17 protein-coding genes are annotated in these 19,291 nt (G+C 69.3%); 9 read left to right on the top strand and 8 right to left on the bottom strand.

Features of this window, described 5'->3' with window-relative positions; all coding sequences use genetic code 11:
- Entirely contained in the window at positions 1-2,466 is a 2,466-nt protein-coding gene (locus QLQ85_RS19425; RefSeq protein ID WP_282740509.1) for a YbeU/YbeR family protein, read from the bottom strand.
- Between the two features lie 230 nt (positions 2,467-2,696).
- Here QLQ85_RS19425 and QLQ85_RS19420 point away from each other — a divergent pair, with 230 nt between their 5' ends.
- From QLQ85_RS19420 to QLQ85_RS19410, 3 genes are all read left to right on the top strand, one after another.
- Positions 2,697-4,133 (top strand): NAD-dependent succinate-semialdehyde dehydrogenase, encoded by a 1,437-nt coding sequence (locus tag QLQ85_RS19420; RefSeq protein WP_282740508.1) that lies wholly within the window; start codon positions 2,697-2,699, stop codon positions 4,131-4,133.
- A gap of 32 nt (positions 4,134-4,165) precedes the next feature.
- On the top strand, positions 4,166-5,464 hold the full coding sequence (gene gabT / locus QLQ85_RS19415; RefSeq protein WP_282740507.1) for a 4-aminobutyrate--2-oxoglutarate transaminase: 1,299 nt from the start codon (positions 4,166-4,168) through the stop codon (positions 5,462-5,464).
- 161 nt (positions 5,465-5,625) lie between these two features.
- Positions 5,626-6,246 (top strand): hypothetical protein, encoded by a 621-nt coding sequence (locus tag QLQ85_RS19410; RefSeq protein ID WP_282740506.1) that lies wholly within the window; start codon positions 5,626-5,628, stop codon positions 6,244-6,246.
- A 64-nt stretch (positions 6,247-6,310) separates the two neighbouring features.
- Here the strand turns inward: QLQ85_RS19410 and QLQ85_RS19405 are convergent, their stop codons facing one another.
- Together QLQ85_RS19405 and QLQ85_RS19400 are read right to left on the bottom strand one after the other, a co-directional pair.
- Positions 6,311-6,553: a GlsB/YeaQ/YmgE family stress response membrane protein gene (locus tag QLQ85_RS19405; protein WP_102627566.1), complete on the bottom strand. Its 243-nt coding sequence runs from the start codon at positions 6,551-6,553 to the stop codon at positions 6,311-6,313.
- A gap of 79 nt (positions 6,554-6,632) precedes the next feature.
- Complete coding sequence (locus tag QLQ85_RS19400) at positions 6,633-7,187, bottom strand: DUF924 family protein (RefSeq protein ID WP_282721405.1); 555 nt, start codon at positions 7,185-7,187, stop codon at positions 6,633-6,635.
- Positions 7,188-7,311: 124 nt separating this feature from the next.
- On the opposite strand from QLQ85_RS19400, the gene QLQ85_RS19395 reads away from it, so the two are divergent.
- From QLQ85_RS19395 to QLQ85_RS19370, 6 genes are all read left to right on the top strand, one after another.
- Positions 7,312-7,500, top strand: coding sequence for a hypothetical protein (locus QLQ85_RS19395; protein ID WP_282740505.1), 189 nt, complete (start codon positions 7,312-7,314; stop codon positions 7,498-7,500).
- A 182-nt stretch (positions 7,501-7,682) separates the two neighbouring features.
- Positions 7,683-9,281, top strand: a complete 1,599-nt coding sequence (locus QLQ85_RS19390; RefSeq protein WP_282740504.1) for a solute:sodium symporter family transporter — start codon at positions 7,683-7,685, stop codon at positions 9,279-9,281.
- A 120-nt stretch (positions 9,282-9,401) separates the two neighbouring features.
- Positions 9,402-10,580: an MFS transporter gene (locus QLQ85_RS19385; RefSeq protein ID WP_282740503.1), complete on the top strand. Its 1,179-nt coding sequence runs from the start codon at positions 9,402-9,404 to the stop codon at positions 10,578-10,580.
- 26 nt (positions 10,581-10,606) lie between these two features.
- Complete coding sequence (locus QLQ85_RS19380) at positions 10,607-11,998, top strand: YcjX family GTP-binding protein (RefSeq protein ID WP_282740502.1); 1,392 nt, start codon at positions 10,607-10,609, stop codon at positions 11,996-11,998.
- The gene (locus QLQ85_RS19375; protein ID WP_282740501.1) at positions 11,995-13,059 is read left to right on the top strand and encodes a TIGR01620 family protein; all 1,065 of its coding nucleotides are present in this window, start codon (positions 11,995-11,997) and stop codon (positions 13,057-13,059) included. Before QLQ85_RS19380 ends, QLQ85_RS19375 begins: the two co-directional genes overlap by 4 nt.
- Before the next feature lie 53 nt (positions 13,060-13,112).
- A complete protein-coding gene (locus tag QLQ85_RS19370) occupies positions 13,113-13,571 on the top strand; it encodes a universal stress protein (RefSeq protein WP_282740500.1) in 459 nt (152 codons plus the stop codon).
- Between the two features lie 96 nt (positions 13,572-13,667).
- Here QLQ85_RS19370 and QLQ85_RS19365 read toward each other — a convergent pair whose 3' ends face one another.
- From QLQ85_RS19365 to QLQ85_RS19345, 5 genes are all read right to left on the bottom strand, one after another.
- Positions 13,668-14,789, bottom strand: a complete 1,122-nt coding sequence (locus tag QLQ85_RS19365) for an ABC transporter ATP-binding protein (RefSeq protein ID WP_282740499.1) — start codon at positions 14,787-14,789, stop codon at positions 13,668-13,670.
- Between the two features lie 10 nt (positions 14,790-14,799).
- The gene (locus QLQ85_RS19360) at positions 14,800-15,678 is read right to left on the bottom strand and encodes a carbohydrate ABC transporter permease (protein WP_282740498.1); all 879 of its coding nucleotides are present in this window, start codon (positions 15,676-15,678) and stop codon (positions 14,800-14,802) included.
- Entirely contained in the window at positions 15,671-16,600 is a 930-nt protein-coding gene (locus QLQ85_RS19355; protein WP_282740497.1) for a carbohydrate ABC transporter permease, read from the bottom strand. Before QLQ85_RS19355 ends, QLQ85_RS19360 begins: the two co-directional genes overlap by 8 nt.
- Positions 16,601-16,662: 62 nt before the next feature.
- Positions 16,663-17,937, bottom strand: a complete 1,275-nt coding sequence (locus QLQ85_RS19350) for an ABC transporter substrate-binding protein (protein ID WP_282721395.1) — start codon at positions 17,935-17,937, stop codon at positions 16,663-16,665.
- Between the two features lie 121 nt (positions 17,938-18,058).
- On the bottom strand, positions 18,059-19,249 hold the full coding sequence (locus QLQ85_RS19345) for an AGE family epimerase/isomerase (protein WP_282740496.1): 1,191 nt from the start codon (positions 19,247-19,249) through the stop codon (positions 18,059-18,061).
- Between the last annotated feature and the right edge of the window lie 42 nt (positions 19,250-19,291).

Raw genomic sequence — 19,291 nt, 5'->3', positions numbered from 1 at the left:
TCAGTGGAGCGTCCGGGTATCCCCCGGCAGCGTATCGATGTGCAACGGCGCCCAGTGGCGAGGCCGGGCACCGGGGAAGTCGAGGCTCGCCCAGGGCCCGGCCAGCGGCGGCGCCCCGGACAGCCAGGCCACCAGCGCCTGGCGGAAACCGGCCAGGAAACTCTCGCGCTCCGGCGTCTCGCCCATGAAGAAGGAGAACCCGACATACAGGCCCCGGGCGTACTCCTCCCAGCCGGCGTAGTGAGCCGCGGCGAGGGCATGGGCACGCTCCAGGACACGGGTGAAGGCCGTCTCATCGAGCCACCCCAGCTGGCGACCGGCGATGGCCAGGTCGACGGTCTGGGCGATGTCCCAGGCCGCCATGTCGGTATCGTTGCAACCGTCCTCGTTGTCGCGTACCCGCTGCAGCCGCAGCAGGTGGCTGGCCTCCTCCTCGCTGCACTCGCCGGACTCCAGGGTAGCGATCTCCGAGCCCAGACGGGCCTCGTTGAGGGTGTAAGGGGCGTAGTTGACCAGATACTCCTGGCGATCGCCGACCTCGAGCAGGAAGTCGAGGAACTCGGTGAGTTCGGTGGCCGCATGCAGGCCGTAGTGGCCATCGATCCAGTCACGGATCGAGGCGCACTCGCGCTCGCTCTCCGGCTGCGGCAGGCTCCAGGCGGCGCTGTTGAGCGGCCCGACCAGCGCCATGGCGGTGAAGTGCGGCAGGCTGGGCCGGCGGCCCGGCTCCTGCCACTCTCCGGGGCACCAGTCAAGCCAGTGGAAGAGACTGCCGGGATCCTCGAGGTGCCAGCGAATCTCGGCGGACAAGGGCGGCTGCTCCTCCTCGGGCAGCAGCGACTCCCAGCTTGCCCAGGCCTCCAACAGCCGGCGTGCATCGGGATAGAAGCGGCATAGCGAACCGCGCAGCGCCTCGGCCAGCACCTCGAGCCCGGCCGCATCGAAGGCCTCGCTGTCCATGGCCATCTGCAGATAGAAGGCGTACTTCTCGGCCATGTGAATGGTCGCCGAGTGCCGGCTCGCCGTGCGCAGGCCATCGCGCAGGGCGAGATCGCCCGCCGCCGGGGCGCCGAAGGGGGTCTCGGCACCGGGCAGGGCCCCGTGGGCGGCATCGGCGGCGAGTTGATTGAGGTGGTGGGCCTGAGCCGGCAGCCAGTAGCGCGCGAGGGCTTCGACGCCCTCGTCGGCATGCAGGTCGAGGGTGTCACGCAGGTACTGGCCGGCATCGTCACGCCGCGCCGGAAGCACCGGTACCGCCGGCCCCTGGCGCATGGCGAGTTCGGGCTCACGCACCGAGGCCAGGGCCAGCACCCAGTGGCGCGGTTCACGGCGCCAGTCGCGCAGGGCGCGGCGAGAGCGTTCGAGAAGCGACGACTCGATCAGGCCCTGCAACGCCGGGTGCCAGGGACTCACCGGTGACTGCAGCAGCAGCTTCCAGTCGGCCTCCAGGGCCGGCAACAGGTTGCGCCCCTCGAACAGGCTACGCCCCCGCTGGTAGGCCCGGGCCAGGGCCGCCCAGTCGCTGTAGCGGTGCAGCACCAGGTCGGCGCCGTGCAGGGCGAAATCCGTCGCCTCCCGCTCGTCGAGCCAGCCCAGGCAGGCACCGGCCCAGGCCAGGTCGACCAGCCGCAGCCAGTCCCAGGCGGCCCACTCCAGGGGCTCGCCATGGTCGACGAAGCCCAGCAGTACGCGTCCGTAGGCGCGCTCGGTGCCGTCAAGCCGCTCCAGCCAGTCATGCCGAGCGGCGACGTCCAGCGCCAGCAGGCGGTTGGCGTCCAGGTCCCAGCCCTGGCGGTCGCCCTGCCCGGCCAGCCACAGCAGGGCGTGCAGCAGATCGTCACGCCCCTGAATCTGCCAGGCCTCCACCAGCCAGGCCTCCAGGCCGGCCCAGTCTGCACGTCCCGCCGGAAGCTCGACCACCGGCGAGAAGCCGGCCCGCAGGCGCCAGACCTGCTCCTCGGGCGCCTCGGGCCACAGCGCCAGCTGCCGATCGTGGATCGCCAGCCACTCGCCGAGTCGCTCCCAGGTGATACCGTCGCCCTCGTGCTCGAGCACCGCCAGCGCCTCGCAGGCATCGCTGAAGCCGTCGTCGCCGCGCACCCAGCCCTCGGCACCGCGCACACGGCGCAGCGCCTCGAGCCAGACGTCGAGGCTGGAATAGTGGGCGCTGATCTCGCCGGCGAGCCGCTGGGCCCAGTCCCGTGCCCGCGGCTGGGAGAGCCAGCCGGCGCCGCCGGCGAGGGCCACCAGCTCGAGGCCGGCCAGCATCCGGGCCGGGTCGATGGCGGCACCGCCGCCCCCTATCGTCTCGACCAGACGCCAGCCGAGCTCGCCACGATCGGACACGCCCAGCACCGCCAGACGAGCTACCGCGGCTTCGGCGTCCACCGACAGCGGGTCCGGATCGAAGGCCCAGTCACACAGCACCAGCTGCTGGGCCCACCAGGCATTCAGGGTATCGACCAAGGCTCACCTCGACATCCAGGAAAGACGGCCGGCACGCTCGGGCGTACCGGGAATTCGGCGCCCTAGTGTAGCGGAAAGCCAGGCCCGCGCCGATGGTCGGGGATCAGGAAATCGTCGCTTGTCGCCCATGTCCTGTCGCGCCGGGGTGTGACCGAGGGAGGGCTTGGCGAAGCGTTTAAAATAATGCACACTCGTCCAACATGATGACCATCGCCCCACAGGAGGCGCACATGACCGAACTGATCGTCGACAAGGCCTATATCGCCGGGCAGTGGCGCGACGCCGAACGTCGCTTCACCGTCACCAACCCGGCCAGCGGCGAGACCCTCGCCGAGGTCCCGGATCTCGATGGCGATGCCGCCCGCGAGGCGGTCGCCGCCGCCGAGGCCGCCTGGCCGGCCTGGCGGCGCCGGACCGCCAAGGAGCGCGCCGCCCTGCTGCGCGCCTGGTTCGAGGCCATCATGGCCCACCAGGAGGCGCTGGCCCGGCTGATGACCCTGGAACAGGGCAAGCCGCTGGCGGAGTCTCGCGGCGAGGTGGCCTACGGCGCCTCCTTCGTCGAATACTACGCCGAGGAAGCCAAGCGCGTGGCCGGCGAGACCCTGCCGAGCCATGGCGCCGACAAGCGCATCCTGGTCTTTCGCGAGCCGATCGGCGTGGTCGCCGCCATCACCCCCTGGAACTTCCCCCTGGCGATGATCACGCGCAAGTGCGCGCCGGCGCTGGCCGCCGGCTGCCCGGTGGTGATCAAGCCCGCCGAGGCCACCCCGCTCACCGCCCTCGCCCTGGCCAGGCTCGCCGAGCAGGCGGGCTTCCCCGCCGGGGTGCTCAACGTGGTGACCGCCGCGAAGCCCGCGGAGATCGGCGAGGTGCTGACCACCGACCCGCGGGTGCGCAAGATCTCCTTCACCGGCTCCACCCCGGTGGGCAAGAAACTGCTCGCCCAGTGTGCCGGCACGGTCAAGAAGGCCTCCATGGAGCTCGGCGGCAATGCCCCCTTCATCGTCTTCGACGACGCCGACCTGGACGCCGCCGTGGAGGGCGCGGTGGCCTCCAAGTACCGCAACTCCGGCCAGACCTGCGTCTGCACCAACCGCCTGCTGGTCCAGGCCGGCGTCTACGACGCCTTCCTGGAGAAACTGACCCGTCGCGTCGCCGAGCTGAAGGTCGGCAACGGCCTGGACGACGGCGTGATGCAGGGGCCACTGATCAACCAGGCCGCCGTGGACAAGGTGCAGTCGCACATCGCCGACGCCCTGGCCAAGGGCGGCCGCCTGGTCTGCGGCGGCGAGCCTCACGCGCTGGGCGGCACCTTCTTCCAGCCCACCGTGATCGCCGACGTCACCGACGAGATGCGCGTGGCCACGGAAGAGACCTTCGGGCCGCTCGCACCGGTGTTCCGCTTCGACACCGTCGACGAGGCGATCGCCATGGCCAACGCCACCGAATTCGGCCTGGCGGCCTACTTTTATGCCCGCGACTACCGCCGTATCTGGCATGTCATGGAGGGCCTGGAGTATGGCATGGTGGCGGTCAACGAGGGGATCCTCTCCACCGAGCTGGCCCCCTTCGGCGGCGTCAAGGAGTCGGGACTGGGACGCGAAGGATCGCGCCACGGTCTGGATGAGTACACTGAACTAAAATACGTCTGTGTCGGCGGACTCTGATCGGTCGCCAATCTCTCTTACAAGGAGGCATCATGAACAACGCTCAGCTCAACGAACTCAAGCAGCGCTACGTGGCCAACGGGGCCGCGAGTCCGGCCACCCAGTTTGCCGACCGCGCCGAGAATGCGCTGCTCTGGGACGCTGACGGCAATCGCATCATCGACTTCGCCGGCGGCATCGGCGTGCTCAACATCGGCCACCGCCACCCCAAGGTGGTCGAGGCGGTGAAGGCGCAGCTGGACAAGGTCATGCACACCTGCCAGACGGTGATGCCCTATGAGGGCTACGTGAAGGTGGCCGAGAAGCTCAGCCAGATCACCCCGGTGCGCGGCCATGCCAAGGTGATGCTGGCCAACTCCGGTGCCGAGGCGCTGGAGAATGCGGTCAAGATCGCCCGCGCGGCCACCGGCAAGAACAACGTCATCTGCTTCGACGGCGGCTACCACGGCCGCACCTTCATGACCATGGCCATGAACGGCAAGGTCGCCCCCTACGCCACCGACTTCGGCAGCATGCCGGGCAACGTCTTCCGGGCGCCCTACCCGGTCCCCTACCACGGGGTCAGCGAGGACGAGGCGCTGCGCGGCCTGAAGATGGCCCTCAAGACCGACGCCAACCCCCGCGACACCGCGGCCATCGTGCTCGAGCCGGTACTCGGCGAGGGCGGCTTCTACCCGGCGCCGGCCAGCTTCCTCAAGGCGATCCGCGAGATCTGCGACGAGCACGGCATGCTGATGATCGTCGACGAGGTGCAGTCCGGCTTCGGGCGTACCGGCAAGATGTTCGCCATCGAGCACAGCGGCGTCGAGCCAGACATCATCACCATGGCCAAGAGCATGGCCGACGGCATGCCGATCTCGGCGGTGGTCGGTACCGACAAGCACATGGACGCCTCCGGCCCCAACTCCCTGGGCGGCACCTACACCGGCAGCCCGGTCTCCTGTGCGGCCACCCTGGCGGTGCTGGAGGTCTTCGAACAGGAGGGCATCCTGGAGAAGAGCCAGGCGCTGGGCGACAAGCTCGCCAAGCGCTTCGCCCAGTGGCAGCAGACGTTCGACTGCGTCGACAACGGCCGCAACATGGGGGCCATGGCGGCCATCGACCTGGTCGCCGACAAGGCCAAGCACGCCCCGGACGCCGATCTGGCCGGCGCGTTGTGCAAGAAGGCCCGCGAGAAGGGGCTGATCCTGCTCTCCTGCGGCCTGTACGGCAACACCATCCGCTTCCTGATGCCGGTCACCATCGAGGACGAGATCCTCGAGGAAGGCCTCGCCATCGTCGAGGAGTCCCTCCAGGAGCTGATCGGCAGCAAGCGCGCCGCCACCGCCTGACCGGACCACCCGGCACCGACGGCGCATGACCCCGAACCGCCCGGCTGGCAACAGCCGGGCGGTTCGTCGTCTGACGAGCGTTGACCCGACGACGAGGCTTGCCCCACTATCCCGATGCAGGCTCGAGGTCCGGATGCCTCGGCCGCCGACAGGAAGCCCCGATGTTCCGCACCCTTGCCATGCTGCGCTCGCTGCAGAGCGCCCATCACACCCTGGAGGACGCCCGGACCACCATTCAGCAGGCCTGCGACTATCGCTGGTTGAAGGCCGAGCTGCCGCACGGCGCGATCACGGCGACGGATATCGCGCTTCCCGACGGCACCCCCGGCCTGGCCATCACCCTGGCCTATCCGGCCACCCCCGAGCGACGCCGCGGCGGCCGGTGGCCCGACGATCCCGCCGAACGGGAGCGCTGCCGCGTCGAGGGGGCACACGCCTGCCGCGCCGCCGGTGCCCCTGCCTACCGCACCCTCGAGAGCCTCTCCCAGGGCCTGGCGCATGGCGCCGTCTCGGTACTCACCGAGGCGGCCCGTTTCCGGTATCTGCTCGACCGGCAGGCCCTGCGGCTGACCTGGCGGCGGGTCGAGGGCCTCGACCCCACCCTCGCCCGGCGGCTCGGCCGCCGCCTCGCCCACGGCAAGACAGACGGCGGGGGCGACGGCATCTTCCTGCTCGAGATCAAGGTGCCCGGTCGCGCCGAGCAAACCTCCCTCGACGGTGCCTGGCTCGACCGGAGGGTCGATCGCTATCGACGCATCCGGCCCAGGCCGGCAGGCCGGTAAGGGGCCACAACGACGTCGCCCGGCCGTTTCCGGCCGGGCGATGTCGCCTGCACTGCCGCGAGGCTCAGGCCTGCCGGATCTTCGCGATCACCCACAACAGCACCACGGCGCCGACGACGGCGGTGACCAGCGAACCGATGAAGCCGCCGGCCTGCAACCCCAGCAGGCTGAACAGGAAGCCACCGATCACGGCCCCCACCACGCCGACGCCGATATTGCCGAGGATGCCGAAACCGCCCCCGCGCATGATATGGCCGGCGATCCAGCCGGCCAGACCACCGATGATCAGCCAGGCAATCAGTCCCATGTCGCTCTCCTTAGGTTGCATGTGGTCGGGATGGTCCCGATGGTGCCCCAGCCGGGGCCCGGAAGAAAGGCTCCCCGACTCAGAAGGATGACCCCGGTTGCTCGAGGAAGGTCAGTTCCTCGGGAGTCGACTCGCGCCCGAGGATGGCGTTGCGGTGCGGGTAGCGGCCGAAGCGCTCGATGATCTCACGATGGTGTCGCTCGAAGCGCAGGTTCTCCTCGAGCCCCGGCTGGTCGAACAGGCCCAGCGCCTCGTCATGGATCGACAACGATTCGCTGTGCATGAACGGCATGTAGAGGAAGGCCCGCCAGGGCACCTCGAGATGGCGATCGATGCGGTTGGCCACCGCCTCCTGGGCGAGCACCAGGGCGATGGGATCGCGGGCGAAGGCGGACGGGGTATCGCGATGGATGTTGCGCGAGAACTGGTCGAGCACGATCACCTCGGCCAGTCGGCCCCGCGCCGAGAGCCGCCACTGCCACAGCTCGCCGCGGCCGGCGGCCTCGAGTAGCGGCCCGAAGCGCTCGCGGATGGTCGTGTCCAGGGCGGGATCCTTGCGGAACCACTGGGCCGGCTCGAGCCCGTGAAACCAGAAGTCGATCACCGCCTCCACCCCCGGCAGCCTTGTGTCCATGCCGTTCTCCCTGTCATCCACGCTTGCCACCTCGCTCGGGCGTACTGCGAGCGCCCTGCCGCTCCTGATAGCATCAGCCTAGCATGAACACCACCGCGAGCCCGCGGACCGTCGAGGAACATCCATGTCGCTACAGCTTTACCTGGAAATCGCCAGCTACGCCTTCAACCTGATCGGCCTGGTGGTGTGCCTCGCCGGCCTGACCCTGGTCCAGCGGACCCGCCATCGCTGGCCCGGCTACCTGCTCGCCGTGGGCGGCTTCTTGATCGCCGCCTTTCCGGTGCTCTACCAGATGCTCGCGGCGACGGCCTGAAAGACGGCGCTCCCGGACACTCGGAAAGTAATATCACTTAAACTCGAAACCACACTACGACCAAAGCCTAATAGATGAATCGATTATCCTCTCTAGAATCCCTTGCTGCCATGTAAATTTACCGACATGTCGCGGCACACCTCGGGTGCCGACCCCCCACGACAACCGCAAGGTTCTCCCCTATGCATGCCCTGACCCTGGCGTCCTTCCTGTTCTTCACCGGGCTGGTCGCACTGATCACCTGGCGTCTCACCCGCCGCGACGACCACGAGAGCACCAGCGGCTACTTCCTCGCCGGCCGCACCCTGACCTTCCCGCTGATCGCCGGCTCGTTGCTGATGACCAATCTGTCCACCGAGCAGATGGTGGGGCTCAACGGCGCCGCCTTCAGCGACGGCCTCTCCGTGATGGCCTGGGAGGTGGTGGCGGTCATCGCCCTGGTGGCGCTGGCGCTGTTCTTCCTGCCGCGCTTCCTGAGAAGCGGTATCGCCACCCTGCCGCAGCTGCTGGCGATCCGCTTCGACGCGGGTACCCAGTTGATCACCAACGTGATCTTCCTGATCGCCTATGCGGTGATCCTGCTGCCGATCATCCTCTACTCCGGCGCCATGGGGCTGCAGGGCATGCTCGACCTGCAGGGGTTGACCGGCATCCAGTCGCCCACCGTCCTGCTGTGGCTGACGGTGTGGCTCGTCGGCATCATCGGCGCCATCTACGCCCTGTTCGGTGGCCTGCGCACCGTTGCCGTGTCCGACACCCTCAACGGTGTGGGCCTGCTGGTCGGCGGCTTCGTGATCGTCTACTTCGGCCTGCAGGCGGTCAGCGCCGACGGCGGCCTCCTGGAAGGCTGGAACATCCTCAAGGAGAGCGATCCGGACAAGCTCAACTCGATCGGCGGCGCCGAACAGCAGGTGCCGTTCTTCACCCTGTTCACCGGCGTGTTCCTGATCAACCTGTTCTACTGGACCACCAACCAGCAGATCATCCAGCGCACCTTCGCCGCCAGGACCCTCGCCGAGGGCCAGAAGGGCGTGCTGCTCACCGGCTTCTTCAAGCTGCTCGGCCCGCTCTATCTGGTGCTGCCCGGGATCATCGCCTACCACCTCTACGCCGACCAGGGCGTGCGCGCCGACGAGGCCTATGGCCACCTGGTGTTCAACGTCCTGCCTCCCTACCTCACCGGCTTCTTCGCCGCGGTGATGGTCGGCGCCATCCTGTCGTCGTTCAACTCGGCGCTCAACAGCACCACCACCATCTTCAGCCTCGGCATCTACAAGGGTGTGCTCAAGAAGGACGCCAGCGACGAGCAGGTGGTGACGTCGGGCAAGGTGTTCGGCTGGATCATGGCCTTCGTCACCATGACCATCGCCCCGCTGCTGGCCGGCCAGGAGAGCCTGTTCGGCTACCTGCAGAAGATGAACGCCATCTACTTCATCCCGATCCTGGCGGTCGTGATCGTCGGTCTCTTGACCAAGCGCGTGCCGCCCATGGCGGCCAAGGTCGCGCTGGTCGGCGGCTGCCTGCTGATCGCCGCCGGCTACTTCGTGCCGCCATTCGACAAGCTGCCGCTGATCATCCACGAGTTCCACTTCGTGGCCGGCGTCTTCGTGCTGCTGGTGGCGCTGATGCTGCTCATCGGCAGGCTGCGCCCGCGGGACACCGACTGGGTCCACGAGTACAGCGGCGATGTCGACCTGACGCCCTGGAAGGGCGCGGTGCCCGCCGGCATCGTGCTGGTGGTGCTGGTGGTCATCATCTACGCCGCCTTCGCCGGCACCTGACACCGCTCTCGCGGATGCCTCGATGCCCCGCCCCGTGCGGGGCTGCGTTGTACCGGGAGGCAGTTGCCGACCTGGCCGAGGCGCGCGACACTGAGGTTCGTCTCGCAATGGATTGCCATCATGCCCGTTACCGTCTCCCTGCTGTCGCTGTGCCAGGCCCTGCTGGTCAGCGGCAATATCCTGTTGATCGCCGTCTCGCCGCTGATCGGCGCCAGCCTCGCGCCTGCCCCGGCCTGGTCGACCGTGCCGGTGGCCACCCAGTGGCTGGGGCTGATGTGCGCGACCATTCCCGCCTCGCTGATCATGGCCCGGCTGGGGCGCCGGCGTGGCTTCATTCTCGGCAACCTGACGGGGCTCGGTGGCGTGGCGGTGGCCGCCCAGGCGTTGATCGGTGAGTCATTCGGCCTGTTCATGCTCGGTACCTGGCTGATCGGCATCGGCATCGGCTTCGGCCAGCTCTACCGCTTCGCCGCCGTGGAGGCCGCCCCCCTGGCCCTGCGCGACCGCGCCATCGGCCTGGTGATGGGCGGCGGCGTGCTGGCCGCCTTCTTCGGCCCGTGGCTGGCCCGGGTCAGCCGCGAACTGGCCGCTACGCCCTTCCTCGGCAGCTTCCTGGGGCTCGGCGTGCTCTACCTGGTCGCCCTGGTCATCCTGCTGCTGACCCGCCTGCCGCCGCCCGAGGCCACCCACGGCGAAGGGCAGCCGCGCCCCCTCGGCGAGATCGTGCGCCAACCGGGGTTCATCCTCGCCGTGGTCTCGGCCCTGATCGGCTACGGCGTGATGAACCTGGCGATGACCGCCACCCCACTGGCCATGGCCGGGGCGGGGTTCCACTTCGACCATGTCGCCACCACCATCCAATGGCATGTGCTGGCGATGTTCCTGCCCTCCTTCGTGACCGGCCACCTCACGGCCCGCTTCGGGCCTCAGCGAATGATCGCCGCCGGCTGCCTGCTGCTCGCGGCGTGCGGCCTGGTGGCCCAGGTCGAGGCCGGCGTGGCCGGGTTCCACACCGCCCTGATCCTGCTCGGCCTGGGCTGGAACTTCACCTTCCTGCCCGCCACCGGCCTGCTCACCGAGACCTACCGCCCGGCCGAGAAGGCGCGCACCCAGGCCACCAACGAATTCCTGGTCTTCACCACCGTGGCCCTCACCGCCCTGCTGGCCGGCCCCCTGGTGACCCTGCTCGGCTGGTCGCTGCTCAATGCCCTGCTGGTACCGCTGGCGCTGTTGCCGATCGCCCTGCTGATCTGGCAACGCCTTGCCAGACGCGGCCAACGCCCTCACATTAGCGGCTGATCCTGCTGCGAAGGGAACCGTTGCCGATGCGCCAGCCCCTGGCTCGCGAACTCCATGACCTGCTCGAGCGCGGCCGTGACCGCCAGCTTCGCCTGGCGGTCACCGGCCTGTCGCGCTCGGGCAAGACCGCGTTTCTGACCTCGCTGGTCAACCAGCTCCGTCACGCCGGCCTGGAGGCGCACCTCGACCTGCTGCCGGTGGCCCGCGAGGGTCGCCTGCTCGGCGCTCGCCGGGTCAACCAGCAGGACCTGGGCGTGCCGCGCTTTCCCTACGACCAGGCCATGGAGGCGCTCGACGCCACCCCGCCGCACTGGCCGGAGCCGACCCGCGGCATCAGCGAATTGCGCCTGACGATCCGCTACCGTCCGACCAGGCGCGGCCTGCTCGGCGGGGAGACCCGGGAGCTGGCCCTGGACCTGTTCGACTACCCCGGCGAGTGGCTGCTCGACCTGCCGCTGCTCGAGCACGACTACCCGAGCTGGAGCCTGGCCCAGCAGCCGGCACGCGGCCACCAGCGCGCCGCCCTGTTCACCGACTGGCTCGCGGCGGCAGCCGAACTGGACCCCGCCGCCGCCGCCGACGAGGGGCAGCTCGCCGAGCTCGCCGAGGGTTACGCCGAGGGCCTGAGGGCCGCCCGGGTGGCCGGCTTCGCCGACCTGCAGCCGGGGCGTTTCCTGCTGCCCGGGGAGCTCGCCGGCGCGCCGGTGCTGCAGTTCTTTCCCCTGCCGGGCATCGAGGGCGCCGAGCGCGCCGCGCTGGACAGGCTGCCGCCCGAGAGCAACTACGCCACCCTGGCCAAGCGCTTCCGTCACTACCAGCAGCACATCGTACGCCCCTTCTACCGCGACCACTTCCGCCGCTTCGACCGCCAGATCGTGCTGGTGGACCTGCTCGGCGCCCTGAATGCCGGGCCGGAGCGCTTCCAGGACCTCTCCCGGGCGCTGGCCAACCTGATGCAGAGCTTCGACTACGGCAAGCGCAGCCTGCTGTCGCGGCTGTTCGCCCCGCGCATCGACCGCCTGGCCATCGCCGCCACCAAGGCCGATCACGTCACCCCGGAACAGCACGGCCGCCTGGTCGCCCTGCTCGAGGCCCTGCTGGCCGAGCCGCTCAAGGACCTGCGCTTCGCCGACGTGCCGGTCCGCGCCCTGTCGCTGGCGGCGATCCGCGCCACCGAGAGCCGCGAGGTGAGCCATCAGGGGCGACGCTCGCCGGCCCTGCGCGGCACCGACCTCTCCGGCGAGGAGCAGCTGCTGTTTCCCGGCGAGGTGCCGGACCGGCTGCCCGACGCCGCTTTCTGGGCCCGCCAGGGCTTCGACTTCCCCGCCTTCCGTCCGGCTCCCCGGGAGGGCGGCGCCCTGCCCCATATCCGCATGGATGCCGCCCTGGACTGGCTGATCGGAGACAAGCTGCAATGAGCGACACCCGCGACCCGGATCCGCGCCCGAGACAGCGCTTCCGCCTCGAGGAGCCCCCCGCCGGTGAGGCGGAGCACCGCGACCCGCGTCCCGGCGAGCAGTTCGCCGCCGACCTGCCCAGCGAGCCGCTCGACACGCCCGAATCCGGCCCCACCGAACGCGCGCTGGAGGCGAGCCTGGCCCCGCCCCGCAAGCGACGCCGCGGGCTGCTCGCCCTGCTCGCCGGCACCCTGGGCCTGGGCGCCGTGGAGGCCGGCCAGACCCTCTACGCCGCCAGCCTCGGGGGCGACTGGCTGGCCGGCGCCTGGAGCCTGCTGCTGCTGCTGGCCCTGGGGCTCGGCGGCTCGGCGCTGGTCCGCGAACTGTGGCGCCTGCGTCGGCTGCGCCGCCACGACGGGCTGCGCCGCGAGCTCGCCGCCCTACCCGAGGCCGGGCCCGAAGCGGGCATGACGCTGGCCGAACGGCTGCGCCACAGCCTCGGCCTCGACGACGACCATCCCCACTGGCAGGCTTTCGTCGCCGCCCGTCAGCCCCACCACGACGGTCGCGACATCCAGCAGCTGCTCGCCCACCACCTGCTCGCCCCGCGGGACCGGGAGGCGCGCCGGCTGATCTCGCGGATGTCCGGCGAGACCGCGGTGATGGTGGCGGTCAGCCCCCTGACCCTGGTCGACATGGCGCTGGTCGCCTGGCGCAACCTGGCGATGATCGACCGGCTCTGCCGGCTCTACGGCCTGGAGCTGGGCTACGCCAGTCGGCTGCGGCTGCTGAGGAGCGTGCTCCACAACATGGCCTTCGCCGGGGCCACCGAGATGGCCGGCGAGGCGAGCATGCAGGTGCTGTCGTTGAACCTCGCCGGGCGGCTCTCGACCCACGCCGGCCAGGGGCTCGGCGTCGGCCTGCTCAGCGCGCGACTGGGCCTGCGCACCCAGCGGCTGACCCGGCCGCTGGCCTTCCGCGACGACGAGATGCCCCGCATGAGCGACCTGCGCGGCGAGCTCTGGCAGCAGTTGCGTCGCCTGGAGACGAAGGCCGGCGAGGAGAAACCGCGCCGGCCTTGACCGGGATCATGACAGCCCCGCAGGGAGGGACTAGGCTCGGAGTATCACCATAAATGCTCAAGGCAAGCGCCATGTTCACCTCCATCCTGGTCCCCGTCGATGGCTCCGAACACGCCAGGAAGGCCCTCTCCGTGGCCTGCCAGCTGGCTCGTCAGGAGGACGCCACCCTGCATCTGCTGCACATCCCCGAGGAACTCGCCCACGAGACCACCCTGGTGTGGGGCATCGGGGCCGTCGCCCTGGAAGCCTCCCGCGAGGAGCGCGAGCGCACCGGCCGGCAGATCGTCGACCGCGCCGCCGAGGCGGCCCGCGAGCAGGGAGCGACCAGCATCGAGACGCTGATCGGCCAAGGCGATCCGGCCCGCACCATCCTCAGCGAGGCCAAAAAGCGCGGCGTCGACGCCATCGTCATGGGCAGTCGCGGGCTCAGCGACCTGCAGGGCTTCGTGGTTGGCAGCGTCTCCCACAAGGTCAGCCACGCCGCCGAGTGCACCGTGATCACCGTACGCTGAGCCGCCCTTCCCCCCACCCTACGCACCACGGCGCCTCGGGCGCCGTGGTGCGTTCGGGTCACCTTGCAGCACCGGCGCGATCGCACCGGTCACGCCTCAGGCCAGGCGGCGTTCCGTCTCGTTGTCGAAGAGCACCGCGCGGCCCATGTCGACCCGCAGCGCCAGCCGCTCACCGGCGGCCACCCGACACTTGGGCCCGACCCGGGCCGTCACCTCGCCCGCGCCCAGCGGCAAGCGCAGCAGGATATCGGCGCCGGTGGGTTCGACCACGCCGATGCGGGCCGAGAGCGGGGTGTCGCGGTCCTGCTCGCCGAGTCGCTCGTCCTCCTCGCTGAAGTGCTCCGGGCGCAGCCCCAGCACCACCTGCTGTCCCACCCGCCGGGCCAGGTCCGGGGTCTCCCGGGATACCGGCCAGGGCAGCACCAGGTCCTCCTCGTCCGGGGTGACGATGCGCAGGCGGTAGCCGCCCGCGCCGCCCTCCAGGGTCGCGGCGATGAAGTTCATCGACGGCGAGCCCATGAAGCCGGCGACGAAGATGTCCACCGGGTCGTTGTAGACCTCGTCCGGCGTGCCCAGCTGCAGGATGCGGCCGTCGCGCATCACCGCGATGCAGTCGGCCAGGGTCATCGCCTCGATCTGGTCGTGGGTCACGTAGACGATGGTGGTGCCGAGCCGCTGGTGCAGCTTCTTGATCTCGGTGCGCATGTCGACGCGCAACTTGGCGTCGAGGTTGGAGAGCGGCTCGTCGAACAGGTAGACCTTGGGCTCACGGGCGAGCGCGCGGCCCATGGCCACCCGCTGGCGCTGGCCGCCGGAGAGCTGGGCCGGCTTGCGCTCCAGCAGGTGCGAGATCTGCAGCAGGTCGGCGACCCGCTCGACGGCGGCCTCGCGCTCGGCCCTGGGCACCTTGCGCATCTCCAGGCCGAAGCTGATGTTGCCGCGCACCGTCATGCTCGGGTAGAGCGCATAGGACTGGAACACCATGGCGATGTCGCGCTCCGCCGGGGTCTTCCAGGTGACCGCTTCGCCGGCGATCAGGATCTCCCCGGAGGTCACCGGCTCGAGCCCCGCGATGGCGTTCATCAGCGTCGACTTGCCGCATCCCGAGGGCCCGACCAGGATCAGGAACTCGCCGGAGTCGATCGCCAGGCTGACATCCTTGAGTACCTGCTCGTTGCCGAAGTCCTTGCAGACATTACGAATTTCCAATGCAGACATGATGTCCTCCTCACCCTTTGACGGAACCGGCGGTGAGCCCGCGCACGAAATATTTGCCGGCCAGCACGTAGACCACCAGGGTCGGCAGCGCGGCGATCATCGCCGCCGCCATGTCGACGTTGTACTCGCGCACGCCGGTGGAGGTATTGACCAGGTTGTTGAGCGCCACCGTTACCGGCTGGGTGTCGTGGGCCGAGAACGCGACGCCGAACAGGAAGTCGTTCCAGATCTGGGTGAACTGCCAGATCACCGAGACCACGATGATCGGCGCCGACACCGGCAGCAGAATGCGCCAGAAGATGCGGAAGAACCCCGCCCCGTCGAGCTTGGCCGCCGACACCAGCTCGGTGGGCACCGCCACGTAGAAGTTGCGGAAGAACAGGGTGGTGAAGGCGATGCCGAACACCACGTGCACCAGGATCAGTCCCGCCCGGGAGCTCGACAGCCCCAGCCAGCCCAGCGTCTGGGCCATGGGCAGCAGCACCACCTGGAAGGGGATGAAGCAGCCGAACAGCATCAGCGCGAAGACGAGCTCGGAGCCCTTGAAGCGCCACTTGGTCAGGGCATAGCCGTTGAGGGCGCCGACGACGGTGGAAATCAGCACCGCGGGGACGACGATGGCGATGGAGTTGAAGAAGTAGCCGCCTACTCCCTCGCAGCGCATGCCGGTGCAGGCCTCGCCCCAGGCCTTGGCCCAGGGTTCCAGGGTGGGTTCCCGGGGCAGCGCCAGCAGGGTGCCGGCACTGATCTCGCCGAGCGGCTTCACCGAGGTGATCAGCATCACGGCGAGCGGCAGCAGGTAGAAGAGCGCGGCCAGGATCAACACGGCATAGAGCGTCAGGCGCCAGAACCGGGCCGCGGGCGTGCGGCGACGAATCACGTTATCCATGCTGGCGGCTCCTCAGTTCCGAGTAGAGATAGGGGATCAGGATCGCCAGCACGCCGCCCAGCATCAGCATGGCGCTGGCCGAACCTAGGCCGATCTGTGCCCGGGTGAAGGCATGGGCGTACATGAAGGTGGCCGGCAGGTCCGAGGCATAGCCGGGCCCGCCGCCGGTGAGCGCCACCACCAGGTCGAAGCTCTTGATGGCGATATGCGAGAGGATCATCACCGCGCTGAACACCACCGGCCGCAGGCAGGGCAACACCACGCGCAGGTAGATGCGCGGCAGGCTGGCGCCGTCGAGCTGGGCGGCCTTGATGATGCTGTCGTCGATGCCGCGCAGCCCGGCCAGGAACAGCGCCATGACGAAGCCCGAGGCCTGCCACACGGCGGCGATCACCAGGGTGTAGACCGCCATGTCAGGGTTCACCAGCCAGTCGAAGGTGAAGCTCTCGAAGCCCCAGGAGCGCACCATGGCCTGGATGCCGAGCCCGGGGTTGAGCAGCCACTTCCATACCACCCCGGTGACGATGAACGACAGCGCCATGGGGTAGAGGTAGAGGGTGCGCAGCGCCCCCTCCTGGCGGATGCGCTGGTCGAGCAGGATGGCCAGCAGCGCCCCCACCACCAGGCAGATGCCGACGAACAGGGCGCCGAACACCACCAGGTTGGTCGAGGCCACCCACCAGCGGTCGTTGGCCATCAGCCGCGCATACTGGGCGAAGCCGACGAGGTCGTAGCTCGGCAGCATGCGCGAGTTGGTCAACGAGAGAATGAAGGTCCACAGCATGAAGCCGTAGACGAAGAACAGCGAGACGGCGACGGACGGCGCCAGCACCAGCCGCGGCAGCCATGCCTGCAGGTGGCCGGCGGAGGAGCGTTGGGCAGCGGCCCGTGCCGGACGCGCCACGGAAGTCGAATGGGTCATGACAGGAGTCCTCGAAGGGGAACGGAGGCGCCGCCGAGAGACGACGCCTTGGCCAGCAAGCGTTACAGCGCCGCCTGGGCCGTGTTCACCATGCGTCGAGCGGCCTCCTCGGCCTCCATGTCACGGGCATTGAAGTAGTTGGTCACGACATCGAAGATGGCGCCCTGGACGTCGGCGCGCACCGCCATGCCGTGGGCCATGCTGGGCACCAGGCCACCCGCTTCCGCGGTGTGCTGGAAGTCGGCCAGCGACTGCTGCGCGCACCGGTCGAAGGCGCCCATGTCGAGGTCGGGACGGGCCGGGATCGAGCCCTTGGCCAGGTTGAAGGCCTCCTGGAAGGTGGGTTCGAGCACCAGCCGCGCCAGGGTCTGCTGGGCCTCGTGCTCGGCCTCGTCGGTGACCCGGAACATCGCCAGGCTATCGATGTTGTAGGTAAAGGCCTCCCCGGTCCCCGGCGCCGCGGCACATAGATAGTCCTCGCCCGCCGTCAGGCCGGCGGCGGTGAACTCGCCCTTGGCCCAGTCGCCCATCAGCTGCATGGCGGCATCGCCCTCGATCACCATGGAGGTGGCGATGTTCCAGTCGCGACCGGACATGTCGTCGTCCATCAGCTCGCGCAGCCGCTTGAAGGTCGTCAGGGCCTCGACCATCTCGTCACCGCCCAGGGCCTCGGGATCGAGTTCGACCAGTGCCTGACGGTAGAAGTCGACACCTCCGGTGGCCAGCAGCACGGACTCGAATACCGTGGCGTCCTGCCAGGCCTGGCCGCCGTGGGCCAGGGGCACGTAGCCGGCCTCGCGGATCGCCTCGCCCGCGGCAAACAGCTCGTCGAGACTGGTGGGCATCTCGACGCCGGCGGCCTCGAGCACCGCCGGGTTGGCCCACAGCCAGTTGACGCGGTGAACGTTGACCGGCACCGCCACGTACTGGCCGTCGTGGCGCATGACATCGGCGACGGTCTCGGGCAGCAGCGCATTCCATCCCCCCTGCTCGGCCACGTCGTCGAGGTTGCCGAGCAATCCGAGTTCGCCCCACTCCTGGATCTCCGGCCCCTTGATCTGCGCCGCGGAGGGCGGGTTGCCCGACATGGCGCGCGACTTGAGCACGGTCATCGCCGTCTCGCCGCCACCGCCGGCCACCGCGAAGTCCTGCCAGCTGTGCCCCTCGGCCTCCATCAACTCCTTGAGCACGTTGGCGGCCCGCGCCTCGCCGCCGGAGGTCCACCAGTGCAGGACCTCGACCTCGCCGGCCTGGGCCTGGGAAGCCCCCAGCGCCGTCGCCACGGCCAGGCCGAGCAGGGTCCTGCGCAGTAGCGGGGGGTGCGTGAATGCGTGCATGGGCGTGTCTCCGTCTTGTTATGGGTCTCGTCGGCCGCGGGTTGCGACGGCCTGGAAGCAAAGCTAGCCCATTCCCCGCCCCTGCTGGGGTTACCTAGTGCTGGATAGTGTTGCCGGTTTCTTACGAGGGTGAAACATTACCGCGGCGCAGGGCCTCGATGGCGTCGTAGCAGGCCCCCATGGTGTGGTAGTCGACCTTGCCGGCGGGGCTCTTCTCGTCGGAGTAGCGGCGATTGTCGGGGGTCAGGATGCGATACCAGGCACCGTGCTCATGGTCGATCATGTGCCGCCAGCTGAAGTCCCACAGCCGCTCGTACCAGCGCCAGAAACGCCGCTCGCCGGTGCGGCTGCCGAGCATCGCCGCGGCGGCCAGGCTCTCGGCCTGCACCCAGAAGTACTTGTCGCCATCGAAGATCGCGCCGTCGAGGTCGAGGCCGTAGACCAGACCACCGTGCTCGGGATGCCAGCCGGCCTCCACGCTGCCGAGAAACAGTTCCCGGGCCCTGGGCAGCAGCCAGGGCGCGGGGCGGCGCCGTTCCAGCATCAGCAACAGCTTGGCCCACTCGGTCTGATGGCCGACCTGGTAGCCCCAGGGACGAAACAGGTGTTTCGGATCGTCACGATGATAGTCCAGGTCGAGCCGCCAGTGGCGATCGTAGTGCTCCCAGATCCAGCCCCGCCCCCGTTCCGCCTGGCCCAGGCAGATCGCCGCGGCGACCTGGCCGGCACGCTCCAGGAACTGGGCATCGCCGGTGGCATCGAAGGCCGCGATCAGCGCCTCGCAGCTGTGCATGTTGGCGTTCTGACCGCGATAGTCGGACACCTGCCAGTACCGATCGGCCTCGTCGGCGTAACGCCGCCAGCGGGGCTCCCAGAAGCGTCGCGTCTGCAGCTCGTGAACCCGATAGAGCCCCTCTCGGGCCTCATCGATGCCGGCCTTGAGGGCCGTGGCATGGGCCAGCAGCACGAAGGCCAGGCCATAGCAGTGATTGGTGTCGTCCTCGACCCGGCCGTCGCGCAGCGTCCAGGCATAACCCTGGTAGTCGGGCTGGAAATGCCGCTCTTCCAGGTAGCGCAGGCCGTGACGGGCCCAGGCCAGGTAGTCCGGCGCCTGGAAGTAAGCCGCGAAGTGCGCGTAGGTGAAGACGTAGCGGGCACTGGAGACCAGGTGGCGATGGCGGCGATCGTAGATCGTGCCGTCGTCGCGCAGGTAGTGGAAGAAACCGCCCTCGGGATCGATGGCACGCGGGTGATAGAAGCCCATGGTCTTGCGGATATGGGCCTCGAGAAAGGCGATGTCGTAGACGTTCATGGTCGGCACTCTCGGCGTTCGGACGCAGGCGATGACCTCAGC

It is taken from the genome of Halomonas kalidii, assembly GCF_030010475.1.
GTDB classification, from domain to species: Bacteria; Pseudomonadota; Gammaproteobacteria; order Pseudomonadales; family Halomonadaceae; genus Halomonas; species Halomonas heilongjiangensis.
This window is presented reverse-complemented; position numbering and strand designations above follow the sequence as displayed.